We start from the raw sequence: 17,428 nt of genomic DNA, 5'->3' as shown, positions 1-17,428 counted from the left end.
CGTCTCCACCGTCTCTCCGATGCGTCCGACCGTCTCTCCAGCCCGTCAGCACCGCCTCAGCAGCGCCGGTGAAGGGGTATTTACGGATTAGGTCTGGGACCTGCAACCCCCATTTTGAAAAAACCCCACATTTTTCGTCGATTTCTTATGTTAGTTAATGAAAACAACAATTTACTTTAACAAATCAATCTCTTCAGCTCACGTTCGTTCTGCAGATTTCCCGAGAAGAACCAGAAACATTCGCCTCTGAGAGGGAATCGAGAGTCCAGGCAGAAAAGAGCGGCTTGTAAAACACCCTTGGGTCCTTCGATCGACGCAAACCTGACTATCAAGAATATCGTTCAGAGCACGCAAGAAACTGACTTGGGGTCACAATTGTTTTTTCGAGCGATTAACGCACTCTCACAACAGAGATGGTAACGCTGCCCGAACGCTCATAAGAGCTATGGTGTCGCGAGAGGTGCGAAAGATAGCATGGATTTCGATTATATCATCGTAGGCGGAGGTTCGGCAGGTTCGGTTCTGGCCAATCGCATGAGCGAAGATCCATCCACAAGTGTCTGCCTGCTTGAAGCTGGTGGCGGTGGGAACAGCCTTTTCGTCAGAATGCCTGCCGCCGTTGTTGCCGCACTACGGGCGCGCCCCAGGATCAACAACTGGGCTTTTGCAACGGTCCCGCAACCCGGGTTGAAGGGGCGCAAGGGCTATCAACCACGCGGCAAGGCACTGGGCGGCTCAAGCGCAATCAACGCCATGCTGTATGTACGCGGTCAGCGGCAGGACTACGATGGCTGGGCCGATCTGGGCTGCGACGGCTGGGACTGGGACAGCGTATTGCCATATTTCAAACGGGCCGAGAACAATGAGCTTGGCGCTGACAGCGTGCATGGCGACAGGGGGCCGTTGCATGTTTCTCTGCAAAAAGAACCTCGTCCAATCACCCTTGCGTTCATTCAAGCCGCTCAGCAACTCCAACACCGCTATACTGAAGACTTCAACCGAGGCGACAACGAAGGCGTCGGCCTGTACCAGGTTACACAGTTTCACGACCCGGCAAAGAATGGTGAGCGTTGTTCTGCGGCGGCTGGTTATCTTTTTCCAGTTTCCGACCGCCCGAACCTGACGGTAATCACGCATGCACATGCCAGTAGGCTGAGCTTTGAGGGCAAGCGCGCGTCGGGCGTTGTATACCGGGCGAGAGGCAAGGGCGCAGACATCGCCATTCGGGCGAAGCGCGAAGTCCTGCTGTGCGCAGGCGCTTTGAAATCGCCGCAACTGCTTCAGGTTTCGGGTGTTGGTGCAATGAGCGATCTTGAACCGCACGGAATCACTGTTCGCCACGAGTTGCCCGGCGTGGGAAAGAACTTGCAGGATCACCTGGATTTCACTTTGATCTTCAAAACCAGAGATACAGACAATTTTGGGATCGGCCCGGCAGGGGCAGCGCGAATGCTGAAGCATGTTCATCGATGGGGCAAGACGGGCGTCTCGATGGCGGCTACCCCCTTTGCCGAAGGCGCGGCGTTTTTGAAAACCTCCCCTGACCTGGAGCGTCCCGACATCCAGCTGCATTTCACTATCGCAATGGTCGATGATCATGCCCGCAAACTGCACTACGGGTACGGATATAGCTGTCATGTCTGCAAACTGCGTCCGGACAGCCGGGGGACAGTCAGTTTGAACAGCTCCGACCCAATGGAAGTACCCTCTATTGATCCGGGGTTTCTTTCAGATGCACGCGATCTGGATACAATGATCAAGGGCGCGCGAATGACACGGGACATCCTGCAGGCTCCTGCATTAGACAACTATCGGCACAAAGAGTTATTCGGTACGGATACTGCCAAAACCGACGCTGATTGGGCCGAGCATATTCGCGCCCGCGCCGACACGATCTATCACCCTGTAGGCACCTGCAAAATGGGCGTGGACGAAATGGCGGTCGTCGACCCCCAGCTTTGTGTGCGGGGGCTTGAAGGCCTGCGAGTCGTTGATGCCTCGGTGATGCCGACCTTAGTGTCGGGCAATACAAATGCACCCACAATCATGATCGCGGAAAAGGCCGCAGACATGATCAAGGCGGCTGCCTTGTAAATGCACTATTGGCCCTTCATCAGGGCCTCAAGCCCAACCCGGTAATTGGGATAGATCAGATCAATACCAAGCTCATCCTTAATCCGGTCGTTTCGAACCCGCTTGTTTTCGTTGTAGAAACTGCGCGCCATCGGCGTCAGATCGGCGTCGTCGAACCGGACTGCAGGAGGCAGGGGCAAACCCTGTAACTCGGCCGCGTATCCTATGACATCCTGCGGCGGGACAGGTTCGTCGTCACATACATTATAGATCCGTCCCGGATTCGGCTTCATCATCGAGGCTTTCAAGATCTGCGCGATGTCTTCCACATGAATGCGCGAAAACACCTGCCCCGGTTTGATAATGCGCCGCAATCCACCACGCCTGAGCTTAGAAAACGGCCCGCGCCCCGGTCCATAGATACCTGCCAAACGGAAGATATGAACAGGCAGCCCCGGAATTGCCGACCATTGCTCCTCGGCCAGCATACGCCATCTGCCGCGCCTGGCGGTCGGTGCAGGCGGCGTGTCTTCGTCAACCCACCCACCCTGATGGTCGCCATAGACGGCCGTTGTCGACAAATAGCCCACCCATTTGAATTGACGGGCCCGCTTGGCGATTTCATCGCCCAGCGCCGCCAACACCGGATCGCCTTCTTCATTTGGCGCAGTCGAGATCAGCAAATGGCTCACCCCATCGAGGTTCGGCGCCTCACCCGGCCAGATCAGCGGATCGGCGCCAGAGGCCCGAATTGCAGCCATCCCTTCACGGTCTCGCGTCGTGCCAACAGTTTTCCAGCCCTTCGGGGCAAGGATTCGGGACAGGGCCTGAGCAGAATAGCCATGGCCAAATGAAAAGAGCGTCTTGGTCATGCACCTTTGATGATCTGCGCCGTGCCGGGATGCAAGCGCCGCATGGACGCACTTGAATCGAATCTTCGATTGCGCCTTTCTATTGGTCATGAGCAAGAAAACACCTGACCTGCATTCGGCCTACGCGCTGAGTTCTCCGGACGAGAACAAACAGCTCTATGCAGAGTGGGCGGGAGATTATGATGACAGTTTCGCCGCGCGCGAAGACTATCAGCTTCACACCCACACGGCGCGGGCGTTTGTCGGCGCGGGTGGTCAGGGGCCCGTTCTGGATGTCGGAGCGGGAACCGGCCTGTGTGGCGCGGTGTTGTCGGCGCTTGGCGTCGGACCCATTGATGCAACCGATATCAGCGCAGAAATGCTGGATCAGGCGATGCGCAAGGACATTTACCGGGACGCGATCGAGGCTGATCTGACACAGGGCATCCCTGTTCCGCGTCACAGCTATTCCGGCATAGTTTCATCCGGCACGTTCACACATGGTCATTTGGGCCCCGAGGTGCTGCCCGCGCTGTTAAGCGTGGCTCGCCACGGGGCGCAGTTTGCCCTTTCTATCAATGCGCGCCATTTCAAGGAACTGGGTTTTGCTGAAGCGTTCCGCGAACTGGAACAGGATCAGATTCGCAACCTGACCCTGCCCGAAATCCGTATATACGGAGATCTCGCAGCTGGCCCCAACAAGGATGACACCGCCCTGATCGCTTTGTTTGAACGGGTTTGAGTCCGGTTATCCGGACGCAACCAAGCCACCCGCTTCAACCATGTGCATCGCATTCGCCTCAGGTCGCGTAGTCCGAACTTTCGGAATCAAGGATTGCTTTGATCTCACGCAGGTGCGCCTCGGCCTGATCGGGATAGTCATCCAACTCTTGCGCTGTTTTTTCGGCAATCTCATCCGACAAGACGCGCAGGGGCAGTCCGGTTTGCAAAGCACGAATGTAAGTTTCGGCCGCGCGCTCAAAGTAGTACAGCCTGTTGAAGGCATCGGCAGGGTCGCTGCCGATGATCAGAACACCGTGATTGCCCATGATCATTACTTTTTTCCTGGGATCAGACAGCATCCCGGCACAACGCTCGCCCTCGCTTTCAAAGGCCAGACCTCCGAATTCTTCATCTACCACGTAACGGTCGTAAAAGGTTGCCGTGTTCTGATCGATTGGCGGCAATGAACTGTCGGCCAAAGAGGCCAGAACAGTCGCAAAGATCGAATGCACATGCATGACGCAACGCGCATGAGGGCAGTGGCGGTGGATTGAGCCATGCAGCCCCCAGGCCGTCGGGTCCGGGGCACCGGGTTGTTCCATCACATGCGGGTCTTTGGCATCCAGCAACAATAGATCCGAGGCACGAATGCGCGCAAAGTGCACCTGATTGGGGTTCATCAGAAACCGCGTGCCGTCATCATTCACCGCCAGGCTGAAATGGTTGGCAACCGCCTCATGCATGTTTAGCCGGGCCGTCCAGCGGAAGGTGGCGGCCATATCCACGCGCTCGGACCAATGGTCGATATTGGGACGAAGACTGGTGAGGCTCATGCTTGGCTCCTTTCGCGGCTGGTCGTGGCCAAACCTGCATGGGGTCCGGCGGTTTGACCAACGAAAAAAACACGACTATCCCATTAGCTGAACTTATGCCGAGGTTATGTAGATGCAGAACTCGCTTCCTCCGCTGGGCTGGTTGCGCACTTTCGAGGCCGCCGCACGCCATCTATCGTTTACTGGCGCGGCGCGAGACCTGAACATGACGCAAAGCGCCGTCAGTCAGCAGATCAAGTCTCTGGAAGGGCATCTGGGGCAGCCACTGTTTCTGCGTCGACCCAAAGCATTGGAACTGACCGAGGCCGGAATCACATATCTGCCAGTTGTGCGAGAGGCCTTCCGGACGCTTATGCGCGGAACCCGGGCGGTTACTGGTGCGCAGCCAAACGCGGTGCAGGTGCAATGCAACATCAGCTTTGCCGTCAATTGGCTGGCCCCGCGCCTGCCGGCATTTCGGACAGAACATCCGGATGTTCAACTGAATATCTTCACCGAGCTTTGGGAGTCGCGCGAAATGGCCGAAGGCGCAGCGGTCGAGATTCGGTTCTCGCTTCGACCGTCGGATACAGTCCGAACCGAAATTCTGCGCACCGAACACTACTATCCGGTCTGCGCTCCCGGATATCAGGTGTGTCTGGAAAATCTTAAGGAACAGCCACTTTTCGACTGCTCCAACCTGCTGTCCAACTGGCCAAGTTGGGCGGAAGATCAGGGCCTAAATTGGGAAAACCCGCCAATAACCTACGCGACCACCTATCTGGTTTGCCTGTCAGCAGTCATGGCTGGCGGCGGTCTGTGCCTGGCTCATGATACTATCGCGTGTCATCTGATCGAGCGCGGTCAACTGGTTGCGCCGTTTGAGCACCGCGTTCAAATGCCGGAGTCCTACTATCTGCTGTTATCCCCTCAGGCCGAGGATACACCCGGAGCCGTAGCCTTTGCTGATTGGGTACGGCGAGAAATCGGGGCTGCGGCATAAAGGGAATTACTCCCGCCCAACGGCAATGCCCCTCCGGGGCATCTTCGTAGGTTGGGCCGAGCATCGCTGACGCGCGGCGGGCGCGCCCGGACCAGAAGGCATACCCAATACACATGAGGAATCCATAACAACGAAGAACCGGGGTTGCACCCGCTGGCGCATTCGTGAAAGTTGAGCCATGGAATACATACCCTTCCCAAGCTGGCCCGAAGTCGCCCCTAAATTGATCGCAGTTGCAGCCGGACGTGAGGCGGCAGACACGGTTATTCAGGGCGGAATCTGGGCGAACGTACACAGCCGCGAATTGCTGCCGGATCATTCTGTGGCGATTGCCGCCGGGCGAATTGCCTTTGTCGGACCGGATGCCTCGCATTGCGTCGGTCCGGAAACAGAAATCATCGACGCGCAAGGGCGTTACATTTTGCCCGGCTTGTGTGACGCACATATGCATATCGAATCCGGCATGCTGACTCCGGCCGAATTTGCACGTGCGGTCGTCCCCCATGGCACGACCAGCATGTTCACCGACCCGCATGAGATCGCCAACGTGCTGGGTCTAGACGGCGTGCGCATGATGCATGACGAAGCGATGATTCAACCGGTCAATATCTTCACTCAGATGCCGTCCTGCGCACCATCCGCACCCGGGTTGGAAACGACAGGCTATGAAATCACGCCCGAAGACGTGACCGAGGCGATGAACTGGCCCGGTATCATCGGGCTGGGTGAGATGATGAATTTCCCAGGTGTGATCCATGGTGATCCCAAGATGCTGGCCGAAATAGCCGCCACTCAACGGGCCGGGAAAACCGTCGGAGGGCACTATGCTTCGCCTGATTTGGGGCCTGATTTTGCAGCTTACGTGGCGGGTGGCCCGGCAGATGATCACGAAGGCACATGCGAGGCCGACGCCATTGCCCGGGTTCGCCAGGGGATGCGCTCGATGATGCGTCTGGGCTCGGCCTGGTATGATGTGGAAAGCCAGATCACTGCCGTGACCGAAAAAGGGCTGGATCCGCGCAACTTCATTCTATGCACGGATGACTGTCATTCCGGCACATTGGTAAATGACGGGCATATGAACCGCGTCGTACGTCATGCCATTTCTTGTGGGTGCGACCCTCTGGTTGCGCTGCAGATGGCGACGATCAACACGGCAACTCATTTCGGGCTGGAGCGCGAAATCGGATCCGTCACTCCGGGGCGAAGAGCGGACATCATCCTCAGTTCAGATCTGACTGAGTTGCCGATTGAGATGGTGATGGCCCGCGGGCAGGTGGTAGCGGAAAACGGTGCCATCAAGGTGGATTGTCCACATCTGAACTGGCCCGAAAAAGCGCGCAACACCGTTCATCTGGGGCATGAACTGACGTCGGCCGATTTTGAGATCAAGGCACCGGAAGGAGCCAACAGAGTTCAGGCCAACGTCATCGGCGTGGTGGAAAACCAGGCGCCGACCAAGGCGCTGAAAGCAGAATTACCGATCATTGGCGGTCTGGTCGAAGGCGAAGGCGAGGTGTGTCAGATCGCTTTGGTTGAACGGCACCGGGCCACCGGGGGCGTCACCAACGCTTTCGTTTCGGGCTTTGGATATCAGGGAAAAATGGCCATGGCCTCGACCGTGGCGCATGACAGTCACCACATGATCGTCGTCGGTACGGACCGGGATCAGATGGCGCTGGCCGCAAACCGCCTGGCCGAAATGGGCGGTGGCATCACCTTGTACCGTGACGGGCGGGAACTGGCGCTGGTCGAACTGCCCATCGCTGGCCTGATGTCCGACAGTCCTGCTGCCGAAGTCGCGGCCAAGGCTGATAAGATGGTGCAAGCCATGCAGGACTGTGGCTGTCATCTGAACAACGCGTACATGCAGCACTCTCTGCTGGCGCTGGTCGTAATTCCGGAACTTCGAATCTCGGATCTCGGACTGGTTGACGTGCGCACATTTGAAAAAATAGATCTTCTGGAACCATTGGCATGACAACACTCCTGACCCCCGAAGCACCCGCGCCAGAGCAGTTTACTGATCCCGCCGCCGCCGTTGCACGGCTGGAAGAACTTTACATCCAGGCGACCGATTTCCTTTGCGACAGTTTCTCGGAAGCCATGGGAAATGGAGCGCCTGCCGCGCGATATAGAGCCTATTACCCGGAAATTCGCATCAAAACCTCGACCTATGCCCAAGTCGACAGCCGCCTGAGCTTTGGTCACGTGTCCGAACCCGGCGTTCACGCCACGACGGTGACGCGCCCGGATTTGTTCAGATCCTACCTGACCCAACAGATCGCACTGTTGATCAAGAACCATGGCCAGCCTGTGACAATTGCGGCGTCGGACACGCCGATTCCGGTGCATTTTGCCGTGGCAAACAATCCCGATCTGGTTGTACCTCATCAGGGGGCGGCTGACTTCACCCTGCGCGATGTGTTTGACGTTCCTGACCTGACAACCACCAATGATGACATCGTCAATGGTGTGCATGACCATGAAGACGCTGTTGGTCCCTTGTCTCTTTTTACTGCCCAACGCGTGGATTATTCGCTTGCGAGGCTGGCACACTATACCGCAACTGACGCAGGTCACTTTCAAAACCACGTGTTGTTCACGAACTACCAGTTCTATGTTTCGGAATTCGAGAACTACGCCCGCGAGCAATTGGCGGATCCTGCCAGCGGCTATACCAGCTTTGTTTCAACCGGCAATGCCGAGATCACGGACCCCAAGGCACCTATCGAACAACCGCTGAAACTGCCACAAATGCCAACCTACCACCTGAAGCGCGAAGATGGTTCGGGAATTACGTTGGTGAACATCGGTGTTGGCCCATCCAATGCAAAAACCGCCACCGACCATATTGCAGTTCTGCGCCCGCACGCGTGGCTGATGGTCGGTCACTGCGCCGGGTTGCGCAACACACAGGCATTGGGCGATTTCGTTCTGGCCCATGCTTATCTGCGCGAAGACAAGGTTCTGGACGACGATCTGCCGGTCTGGGTGCCGATCCCGCCTCTGGCCGAAGTGCAGGTGGCGCTGGAACACGCCGTGGCCGAGGTGACCAAACTGGAAGGTTACGAGCTGAAGCGGATCATGCGGACAGGCACAGTGGCCTCGGTCGACAACCGAAACTGGGAATTGCGCGATCAGTCCGGTCCGGTCCAGCGTCTGAGTCAATCCCGGGCAATCGCGCTGGATATGGAAAGTGCCACCATTGCAGCGAACGGCTATCGGTTCCGCGTTCCGTACGGCACTTTGCTGTGCGTTTCGGACAAACCCCTGCACGGAGAATTGAAGTTGCCGGGCATGGCGTCTTCCTTCTATACCACGCAAGTCAGCCGGCATCTGGCCATCGGCATCAAGGCGATGGAGCACTTGCGCGGCATGCCGTTGGAGCGCTTACACAGCCGGAAATTGCGCTCCTTCGACGAAACAGCCTTTCTCTGACGCAAAAAAGCAACGTTTTCCCCATATTTTTAGGGTTTTCAGCGCTACTATTCGTTGTGTTTAGCCACAATATCCCGTTACAGTTACGCGGTGAGGCCCTATAGATCGGGCACGTTAAGGAGACCAAGAAATGGCAAAGCCTATGACAAAGACTCAGCTGGTTGCTGCTCTCGCTGAGGAAATGGGAACCGACAAGAAATCTGCGAACTCCGCGCTGGAGGCCATCACCGGCCTGATCACCCGCGAAGTTTCGGCCGGTGGCGCAGTGACCCTGCCCGGCGTCGGAAAAATCTACTGTCGCGAACGCCCCGAGCGTCAGGTCCGCAACCCGGCCACTGGTGAGACCTTCACCAAGGAAGCCGACAAGGTTGTGAAGATGACCATCGCCAAAGCACTGAAAGACAGCGTGAACGGCTGAATTCAACTTTCGGGACAACGATAGAGAGCCGCCTTCGGGGGGCTCTTTTTCTTTTGCGTCAGTGTTTTGTGCGTGTCGGGTTTGAACCCGATTCCGACACCATGTTTCGGTTCAGAATGCGTCACTAACGTCACAAATCGCCTTCCATGCAGGCATCGGCCTGAACGTGGGAATGTGAACCGGCGAAATCTTGCCGTGCCGTTGACGGGCCTCTTTCCATAACTTGCCTGATCGCCTTAAAACTCCATTAGTCTTCGAACCGGCAATGAAACGTCTTGCAAACCATCGTATGTAGAAAGAAATCGACTTGGCCACGCGTGTCCGGCGCCGCCCGATCCGCGATCGCGGTGGGCCTCTTTGCACTTGTCTCTGCCTGCGCGCAAAACACAACCGATGAGGATCTCAATCCTGAACGTCAGTTGATGGCTCTGCAAGAGGTCTCGAAGAAGCGGTCAAGAGGGCAGCGAGTGTGGTGCGTGCCCTACGCGCGAGACCTCAGCGGTATAGAAATTCGCGGCAATGCGAAGGACTGGTGGGGGAAAGCCCGAAAAACGTTTGAGCGAGGCAAGGAACCGGTTGTTGGAGCGGTAATGTCGTTTCGGGCAACCCGCGGGATGCCCCTGGGCCATGTGGCCGTCGTATCCGATATAGTCTCCGACCGGGAAGTCATTGTGAATCACGCCAACTGGCACCGCAACAAGGTGTCGTTGCAAATGGGCGTCAAGGATGTCTCGAAAAACAATGACTGGACAGTGGTCCGGGTTGAAAGTCAACCGGGCCGGTATGGCAGTTCCTACCCGGTAAATGGGTTCATCTATCCGACATCTGGCAAGTAACCTTGTTCAATTTCATTTCGCGAACGAGTTGATCGCACCATGCGCGACACTCGTTTCAATCGTGCAGCGAAGACAACGGTCGTCCGCGTCGGGATACCGAGTGGTTGAAAAGTCCGCATATTGTACAGAACTGCGACATTGGACGATCAAAAAAAGGGCGCCAGAGGCGCCCTTTTTCGATTTGCTTCGATAGGTTGGTCAGTGAACCGTCTCAACCTTGTGGAAGTCCAGATCACGATCTTCAGGCATTGAATCGATACTCATCACCTCCTGGCGTTTAGTGATCAGGATATAAACGACGCAGGCCAGATACAGGCCAACCACGACGGCTCCGATCCATTGAATCTGCAGCCACTGGCTCTGGAACAGCAGGGTCAGGGCAAACAACAGCGCGACGTTGCCAGCCACATAGATCGCCTTGCCAAACCGTTCCACGGTCAGGTTCAGGTTGTCGGTGTACAGTCGGATCAGCGAGTCCAGCGAGTTGATCACGAACGTCACACCCACGATTACCATCGCAATGTTGGTGATGCCTGCGGTACTGATGCCGTTCAGATGGTAATAGTAGAGAACGGTGAACCAGATTCCCAGCGGTATGGACGGAAAGATCAGCAGCGCGGCAAGCAACTGCCACGTGGTCAGACCACCCACGAAGCGCGACGTAAACTGGCCGATCATGATCGACCATGCAAACCACCAGAACAGGTAGAATGCGTGATAGTCGGTCAGCGGCAGGACAAATTTGTGCAGGTTGGCGAAATAGGCTCCGATATCGCTGCCGGTTTCCACGAACCCGGTCACGCCCATGCCTGCAGCTGCCCACATGCCCAGAATCAGTGCAAGGAACAGAAAAGTAGAACCTACCGACAGGATACGAACATACTTCAGATCGGTCGAAGAATAAGCCGCCGCCAGAATGACAACAAACACGATGATGTAGAAGGTAGTAACGACGGATTCGCCGTCTCCGACCTCGGGCAGATAGCCGGGCAGGTAGATCAGGAAAAGGCTGGCTGTGAAAGCACAGGTGCCGATGATGACCGCGTTGTTGATCAGCTTGACCAGCGGGATCTCAAAGAACCTCACACGGGGTTCGATCACGCAGAAGTAGAAGGCCGTCAGAAAATAAAAGGCCCAGATCAGGAAGCCCCAGAATCCGAACTCGATCGCCAGCGGGTTTGCGAAGGCGTAAGCAGGGTCGTCGGCATATCCACCGAATTCGGTCAGTGGGAACATGATCAGGCCGACATCTAGACCGGATGTGAACAGGATCGCGATGAACGTGAACAGATGTACCGGTGTCACGCCAACGCAGCGCAGGTTCCACCATTTCACGACGAAGAAAGCGACCAGGCCCAATGCCAGCAGGACGCCGAAAGATAGAATGTACTCCAGAAGCACCGACAAACCTCCCTTGACATGTCAGGTCCTGCCGCCGATATCTTTAATTGGCCAGTCAATCAATATAAACATGTGCAAGACTTTTCTTGCATCACGCATGTGTCTTTTTTGACGCGCACTGCTTGCGACCGATCTCAAAATCAGGGACAGTCCGCGCGACGTGACAGGGGGTCTCCATGGATCTGCGCGCCATAGCCATGGGGCTGACATTTGCCCTGATCTGGTCATCTGCCTTTACCTCGGCGCGGATCATCGTGGCGGATGCCTCACCTCTGTTTTCGCTGGCACTGCGGTTTCTGATCTCCGGTGTTCTGGGGGTCATGATTGCCCGCGCGATGGGGCAAAGTTGGAACCTGACCCGAAATCAATGGCGTGCCACGATCCTGTTCGGAATCTGCCAAAATGCCCTGTATTTGGGCCTGAACTTCTACGCGATGCAAACGGTCGAGGCTTCGGTCGCGGCCATTATCGCTTCCACTATGCCCTTGTTGGTGGCACTGGCAGGTTGGCTGATGTTCGGGGATAAGCTGCGCCCGCTTGGTGTATTGGGTCTGTTCGCCGGTTTCGCCGGAGTCGCCCTTATCATGAGCAGCCGGATCAGCGCGGGCGTCGATATGTTCGGGGTCGCACTATGCGGTGCGGGGGCGCTTGCTTTGACTTTTGCCACGCTTGCGGTTCGCGGTGCGACGTCTGGCGGTAACTTCATGATGGTCGTCGGCTTGCAGATGCTGGTAGGCTCAGCCGCGCTGTTCCTGGCCGCTCCGATCTTTGAGACCATCTACATTCACCCGACACTTCCGCTGGCGCTGGCGTTCATCTACACAACCCTTTTCCCCGGATTGCTGGCCACATTGATCTGGTTCCTGCTACTGGATCGGATCGGAGCCATTCGGGCCGCCACTTTCCACTTTTTGAACCCTGTATTCGGGGTCACGATCGCAGCGATCCTGCTGGGCGAAAAGTTGGGCGGGATGGACGCGGTCGGCGTTGCCGTCACGACCCTTGGCATTCTTGCGGTTCAGATTTCACGACAGGGCGCTCAGGGCAGCAAGGCTTCGACCTGAGACAACAGTTTACGGGAATCGGGTTTAACGTTCGACCCATAGGTCGCAACCACTTCTCCTTCAGAATCGATCAGGATCTTGTTGAAATTCCATTTTGGCGTGAAACCGGTCCGGGCGGCAACGGCTTTGTAGAACGGATGGGCGTCTGCGCCTTTGACCGGAGTGATGTCCGTCATCGGCAGGGTCAGCCCATAGTTCATCTCACAAAACTGTTTAACCTCATCTGCCGATTCTAGCTCCTGATTGAATGAATCCGACGGCACCGCAAGAACGACCAGCCCTTTGCCGGAATAGGTCTCATGCACCTTTTGCAGAGCCGCGTATTGTCCCGTGAATCCACAATGCGACGCGGTGTTGACCACCAGCACAGGTTGGCCGCGCCAGTCTTCGATGGCCAATGTGCCTCCGTCGATCGAGTCGAACTCACCGTTCAGAGGCGCCGCCTGAACGGCGCGGCCCAGTAAGATCAGGGCAGTCAAAAGCAGCAATCTCATCATGTCTTGCCCTCCCTTTTAGATTGATACGCATGTCTTTGTTGTTCAGATCACTTGCACAACTGCGAGAGCGGTTTGAAATATCGCTTTGCTTTCCACTCCGCAGCCCCCAGATAATGGCGCAAACAATAAATCAGCCGGAGGATCCATGACTCGCTATACCAAAGACCCCACGGCCATTGCTGCGCTTTCGCCCGAAGAGTTTCACGTCACTCAACGCAGTGGTACAGAACGTCCGGGCACCGGGAAATACCTGAACAACAAAGAACCGGGTATCTATGTGGATATCGTATCAGGTGAACCGCTGTTTGCCTCGACCCATAAATACGAATCCGGGTGCGGTTGGCCCAGTTTCACCAAGCCGATCGTCCACGAACACGTCGAAGAGTTCCGCGATGCCACGCATGGCATGATCCGGACCGAGGTTCGTTCGAAACACGGCGACAGCCATCTGGGGCATGTCTTCCCGGATGGTCCGCGTGAACATGGCGGGCTACGTTACTGCATAAACTCCGCCTCGCTAAGGTTCATTCATCGGGACGAGATGGAAGCCGAAGGTTATGGCGAATACGTGAATCAAGTGGAGGATATCTGATGACCCAACAACGCGCTGTACTGGCCGGGGGCTGCTTCTGGGGTATGCAGGATCTGATCCGCAAACTGCCGGGCGTGTCGCGTACCCGTGTCGGTTACACTGGGGGCGACGTGCCCAACGCAACCTATCGCAACCATGGCACACACGCCGAGGGGATCGAGATCTGGTTCGATCCGTCTCAGATCAGCTATCGCGACCTGCTGGAGTTCTTCTACCAGATCCATGACCCGACTACGGTCAACCGTCAGGGCAACGATATCGGCATGAGCTATCGATCTGCGATCTACTACGTGGATGACACGCAGAAACAGGCGGCCTTGGACACTATCGCCGACGTGAATGCCAGCGGCTTGTGGCCCGGAAAAGTAGTGACCGAAGTCGAGCCTGTCGGAGACTTCTGGGAAGCCGAGCCAGAGCATCAGGATTATCTGGAGCGGATCCCGAACGGCTATACCTGCCACTTCCCACGACAGGATTGGGTTCTGCCCAAGCGCGCAAGCGCAGCAGAATAAAGCACCACCTGCCCGGCCCCTCTGAATCTTTCAGGGGGGCTAGTCTGCGGCCACCCGCGGACGTCCGCTTGCCTCGACCGTGATCATGGCTTCGACAAAGACATCCTTTGCCTCGACCCGTGCAGTTTTGATGTCACGATCCACGATCACGCGAATGTCTTCTGCGCCGGCTTCTCGCACTGCGCCCTCCGCTTCGGACATCAAAACCTTTTCCAACAAGGCCAACGCGTCCTCTGACGCGGTAAAATCCTGCGGACCATCCTGCAGATGCACGCGATACCGCCCTTCCGCCGGGGATGTGACCGTGCCCGAGCGGCGCAAGGTCAGCCGCCCCACGACAGCACCAATCGCATTTGCCACGCCTGCATGTTCCGGCAGGATCATCCGGCAATGCAACCGCTCACCCACGGCAGGGTAGTAACTGGGGGCCGACGCCCCAAGGCCCACCACATCCACATTCAAAGCAGCGCTCAGCGACAGCAACCCACGGTGTTGTGCCAACCCACGCTGTGTCAGAACATGACGCGCCAAATCATGCGGCAGCACACCAAATCCATCTTGTTCTTCATCAAAAGCAGTCTCTAACAAAGCCAGACTGGTCTGTTTGGTCAATTGATCGACAATCATCTGCGCAAGGGCCTCGGGCGAGTGTGCAAGCATATCCCCTGACCCAACCCGTTTACGTGCCATAAGCTGCAGTGCCTTACGGGCCGCCTCGACGTCCCAGGCGCTGACCCGCCCCAGCAAATGGCTGGCATCCGACGGTGTCACGCCCGAGACCTGAACGATCCCGCGATCCACCAGCCGCGTCAGCGCTCCGTTCTCCATCCGGGACCGAAGTAGCGCACTTAAGGGCAGAACCTGATCGCCCAGCCTCTCCAACAAGATCTCTTCCCGTGCACCGACTCCGTCGGTGTCGATGCCGGTCACGCGGCGGGCAAAGCGTGTATCATGCTCGCCCACGGTCGTGGCCCGCAATTGTTCATCCAGCACAGAATTCACAACGTCTGGTGCTTCTGATGCGATCAGCGATACGGGCAACACCCGACGCGGGCCGAGGAACACACCGCCCCGTAGCCCTTCGGCCACAACATGCACCTGGCTGTCACCGCCCAGACCATGGGTACGCATCGCCACGGCTTCAACCATGGTGCGAAACCCACCCACCTGCGCCCCGGCCGGATCAATCGCGGGCTTTCCATCCCGGATAAGTGCAACATCGGTCGTGGTTCCCCCGATATCCGAGACCAGCGCATTGTCCGCTGCGGTAAGCCATCGCGCCCCGACAATAGAAGCCGCCGGACCGCTGAGGATTGTCTCTATCGGCCGTTCCCGCGCCTGTTCCGCGCTCATTAATGCACCATCGCCGCGCACCACCATCATCGGCGCAGAAATTCCCAAAGCACGCAGCTGATCCTGTGCACGCCCGATCAGGCGGTCGATCATCCCGATCAGCCGCGCATTCAGAACAGCCGTCACGGCGCGTTTCGGACCATTGAGCTTGGCGGACAAATGATGCGAACAGGTCACCGGCGCCCCGGTTCTTTCCGAGATTATGCTCGCCGCTTCCAACTCATGCGCCGGGTTGCGGGTGGCGAACTGAGCAGCAACCGCAAAGCCAGAAACCCCCTTATGAGAGTCTAAAAAGGCCTCAAGCGCTGCGATATCCAAGGCCGCAGCCTGCCCCCCGGAATGGGTATGCCCACCCGCAATCACCAGGACCGGATCACCCTTCAGCGCCTCTTTCAGCCCGTGTTTTTCAAGATCGCTGTCCTTGAACCCGATATAGATCAACGCGACACGACCGCCCTGCCCCTCGACCAGAGCATTCGTGGCCAGCGTCGTCGATAATGACGCCATCGAGATCTGATCCGGCGTGACCTGCGCCTCTGCCAGTACAGACGAGATCGCCCTGCCCACACCAATCGCCAGATCCGCCCGGGTGGTCAGAGACTTGGCCGAGGCAATGACCTCTTGCTCATCTCTGATCAACACCGCGTCGGTATAGGTCCCGCCCGTATCTACCCCCAAAGACAACGTCATCGGGTTCTCCTCACTGTTCGCTGGGGATGGGTGTAGCGGTTATGCACGACACGTCCAGCCTGTTTGCGGCAATTATGACAGTTGTTCCACCGCCCAGCGCGCCGCGTCGGCCACCGTCTCGTCGGGGTCTTCGACCAGATTCTGGGCCACTGTTTTCAATTTCGGCTGTCCCGAGTTTCCTATGGCATACAGAACGTTGCGCACGAACCGGTCCCGCCCGATGCGCTTGATCGGTGAGCCAGAAAACTGCGCACGGAAGGCTGCGTCGTCAAGCGCCGCCAGTTCTTGCAAGCCGGGCGCTTTCAGATCGTCCCGGGCGGCATAGCGCATATCGCTCGCGGCGACGGCAAATTTGTTCCAGGGACAGGCGGCCAAGCAATCGTCGCAGCCGTAAATCCGATTGCCCAACTTATTGCGCAGCTCTTGGTCCACCGGACCTTTGTGTTCAATTGTCAGGTATGAAATGCACCGCCGTGCATCCAACTGATACGGCGCCGGAAACGCATCGGTCGGGCAACTGTCCAGACAGGTGCGGCACGACCCGCAGTGGTCTATCTCTGATTTGTCCGCCGGCAGGTCCAGTGTGGAGAAAACAGACCCTATAAAAGCCCAATTTCCCCATTCGCGGCTTACAAGATTGGTATGTTTGCCCTGCCACCCCAATCCGGCTGCGTGCCCCAAAGCTTTCTCGGGAACCGGTGCGGTATCGACAAACACTTTTACTTCCCCCCCGGCTTCGGCAATCAGCCATCGCGCCAACCGTTTCAGCCGCTTCTTGACCAGATCATGATAGTCCTTGTTCTGCGCATAGACCGAAATTGCACCGCGATCCGGGTGATTCAGGATCTCTGTCGGGTCATGTTCCGGCGTATAGCTTTCGGCCAACATGACAACTGACTGCGCCTCGGGCCAAAGGGCGGCAGGATCGCCACGCCATTGTGTGCGCTCGGCCATCCATCCCATTTGCCCGTGGTAACCGGCATCCAAATATGCCCGCAAGCGTTTCGGCACCAGTGGAACATCCCATGGCCGGCACACACGACAGGCAACAAACCCCTCTGCCAAGGCTTGTTGCACCAGCTTTTCCTTAAGATCCGATCCGCTCTTCATCTGGCCAAAATATCCTCGGGGGGAATCGCGCCCACGGCGCGATGGGGGGCAG

16 protein-coding genes are annotated in these 17,428 nt (G+C 57.1%); 10 read left to right on the top strand and 6 right to left on the bottom strand.

Features of this window, described 5'->3' with window-relative positions:
* Nucleotides 1–474: 474 nt before the first annotated feature.
* Entirely contained in the window at nt 475–2,094 is a 1,620-nt protein-coding gene (locus AC2FLP_RS20780; RefSeq protein ID WP_496686065.1) for a GMC family oxidoreductase, read from the top strand.
* Between the two features lie 5 nt (nt 2,095–2,099).
* Here the strand turns inward: AC2FLP_RS20780 and AC2FLP_RS20775 are convergent, their stop codons facing one another.
* Complete coding sequence (locus AC2FLP_RS20775; protein WP_299901959.1) at nt 2,100–2,945, bottom strand: SDR family oxidoreductase; 846 nt, start codon at nt 2,943–2,945, stop codon at nt 2,100–2,102.
* Nucleotides 2,946–3,033: 88 nt separating this feature from the next.
* Here AC2FLP_RS20775 and AC2FLP_RS20770 point away from each other — a divergent pair, with 88 nt between their 5' ends.
* Nucleotides 3,034–3,666, top strand: coding sequence for a class I SAM-dependent DNA methyltransferase (locus AC2FLP_RS20770; RefSeq protein ID WP_496686069.1), 633 nt, complete (start codon nt 3,034–3,036; stop codon nt 3,664–3,666).
* Between the two features lie 58 nt (nt 3,667–3,724).
* Here AC2FLP_RS20770 and AC2FLP_RS20765 read toward each other — a convergent pair whose 3' ends face one another.
* A complete protein-coding gene (locus AC2FLP_RS20765) occupies nt 3,725–4,480 on the bottom strand; it encodes a class II aldolase and adducin N-terminal domain-containing protein (protein WP_299901953.1) in 756 nt (251 codons plus the stop codon).
* Between the two features lie 112 nt (nt 4,481–4,592).
* Here AC2FLP_RS20765 and AC2FLP_RS20760 point away from each other — a divergent pair, with 112 nt between their 5' ends.
* The 5 genes from AC2FLP_RS20760 (at nt 4,593) to AC2FLP_RS20740 (ending at nt 10,157) form a co-directional block, all read left to right on the top strand.
* On the top strand, nt 4,593–5,462 hold the full coding sequence (locus AC2FLP_RS20760; RefSeq protein ID WP_299901950.1) for a LysR family transcriptional regulator: 870 nt from the start codon (nt 4,593–4,595) through the stop codon (nt 5,460–5,462).
* A gap of 178 nt (nt 5,463–5,640) precedes the next feature.
* Nucleotides 5,641–7,443, top strand: coding sequence for an adenine deaminase (gene ade / locus AC2FLP_RS20755; protein WP_299901948.1), 1,803 nt, complete (start codon nt 5,641–5,643; stop codon nt 7,441–7,443).
* Nucleotides 7,440–8,903 (top strand): AMP nucleosidase, encoded by a 1,464-nt coding sequence (locus AC2FLP_RS20750; RefSeq protein WP_299901945.1) that lies wholly within the window; start codon nt 7,440–7,442, stop codon nt 8,901–8,903. The genes ade and AC2FLP_RS20750 overlap by 4 nt, the downstream gene beginning before the upstream one ends.
* A gap of 130 nt (nt 8,904–9,033) precedes the next feature.
* Nucleotides 9,034–9,321, top strand: a complete 288-nt coding sequence (locus AC2FLP_RS20745; RefSeq protein WP_117871130.1) for an HU family DNA-binding protein — start codon at nt 9,034–9,036, stop codon at nt 9,319–9,321.
* Nucleotides 9,322–9,662: 341 nt separating this feature from the next.
* Nucleotides 9,663–10,157, top strand: coding sequence for a CHAP domain-containing protein (locus tag AC2FLP_RS20740; RefSeq protein ID WP_299901973.1), 495 nt, complete (start codon nt 9,663–9,665; stop codon nt 10,155–10,157).
* Nucleotides 10,158–10,355: 198 nt separating this feature from the next.
* On the opposite strand, the gene AC2FLP_RS20735 is transcribed toward AC2FLP_RS20740, so the two are convergent.
* Complete coding sequence (locus tag AC2FLP_RS20735; protein WP_117872912.1) at nt 10,356–11,552, bottom strand: BCCT family transporter; 1,197 nt, start codon at nt 11,550–11,552, stop codon at nt 10,356–10,358.
* Nucleotides 11,553–11,734: 182 nt separating this feature from the next.
* Between AC2FLP_RS20735 and AC2FLP_RS20730 the strand changes: the two genes are divergently transcribed.
* The gene (locus AC2FLP_RS20730) at nt 11,735–12,622 is read left to right on the top strand and encodes a DMT family transporter (protein ID WP_117871132.1); all 888 of its coding nucleotides are present in this window, start codon (nt 11,735–11,737) and stop codon (nt 12,620–12,622) included.
* Here the strand turns inward: AC2FLP_RS20730 and AC2FLP_RS20725 are convergent.
* A complete protein-coding gene (locus AC2FLP_RS20725; RefSeq protein WP_496686076.1) occupies nt 12,598–13,119 on the bottom strand; it encodes a glutathione peroxidase in 522 nt (173 codons plus the stop codon). The two genes, AC2FLP_RS20730 and AC2FLP_RS20725, sit on opposite strands and share 25 nt — an antisense overlap.
* A gap of 145 nt (nt 13,120–13,264) precedes the next feature.
* Between AC2FLP_RS20725 and msrB the strand changes: the two genes are divergently transcribed.
* Nucleotides 13,265–13,711, top strand: coding sequence for a peptide-methionine (R)-S-oxide reductase MsrB (msrB, locus tag AC2FLP_RS20720; RefSeq protein ID WP_299901936.1), 447 nt, complete (start codon nt 13,265–13,267; stop codon nt 13,709–13,711).
* Nucleotides 13,711–14,223: a peptide-methionine (S)-S-oxide reductase MsrA gene (msrA, locus tag AC2FLP_RS20715; RefSeq protein ID WP_496686079.1), complete on the top strand. Its 513-nt coding sequence runs from the start codon at nt 13,711–13,713 to the stop codon at nt 14,221–14,223. The genes msrB and msrA overlap by 1 nt, the downstream gene beginning before the upstream one ends.
* A gap of 39 nt (nt 14,224–14,262) precedes the next feature.
* Here the strand turns inward: msrA and AC2FLP_RS20710 are convergent, their stop codons facing one another.
* Together AC2FLP_RS20710 and queG are read right to left on the bottom strand one after the other, a co-directional pair.
* Nucleotides 14,263–16,266, bottom strand: coding sequence for a hydantoinase/oxoprolinase N-terminal domain-containing protein (locus AC2FLP_RS20710; RefSeq protein WP_496686082.1), 2,004 nt, complete (start codon nt 16,264–16,266; stop codon nt 14,263–14,265).
* Nucleotides 16,267–16,338: 72 nt separating this feature from the next.
* A complete protein-coding gene (gene queG / locus AC2FLP_RS20705) occupies nt 16,339–17,376 on the bottom strand; it encodes a tRNA epoxyqueuosine(34) reductase QueG (protein ID WP_496686085.1) in 1,038 nt (345 codons plus the stop codon).
* Between the last annotated feature and the right edge of the window lie 52 nt (nt 17,377–17,428).

The sequence above is a fragment of the Ruegeria sp. CDSA141 genome, assembly GCF_059612005.1.
Note: the sequence above shows the minus strand (reverse complement) of the source record. Positions and strands in the feature narration are given on the sequence as shown.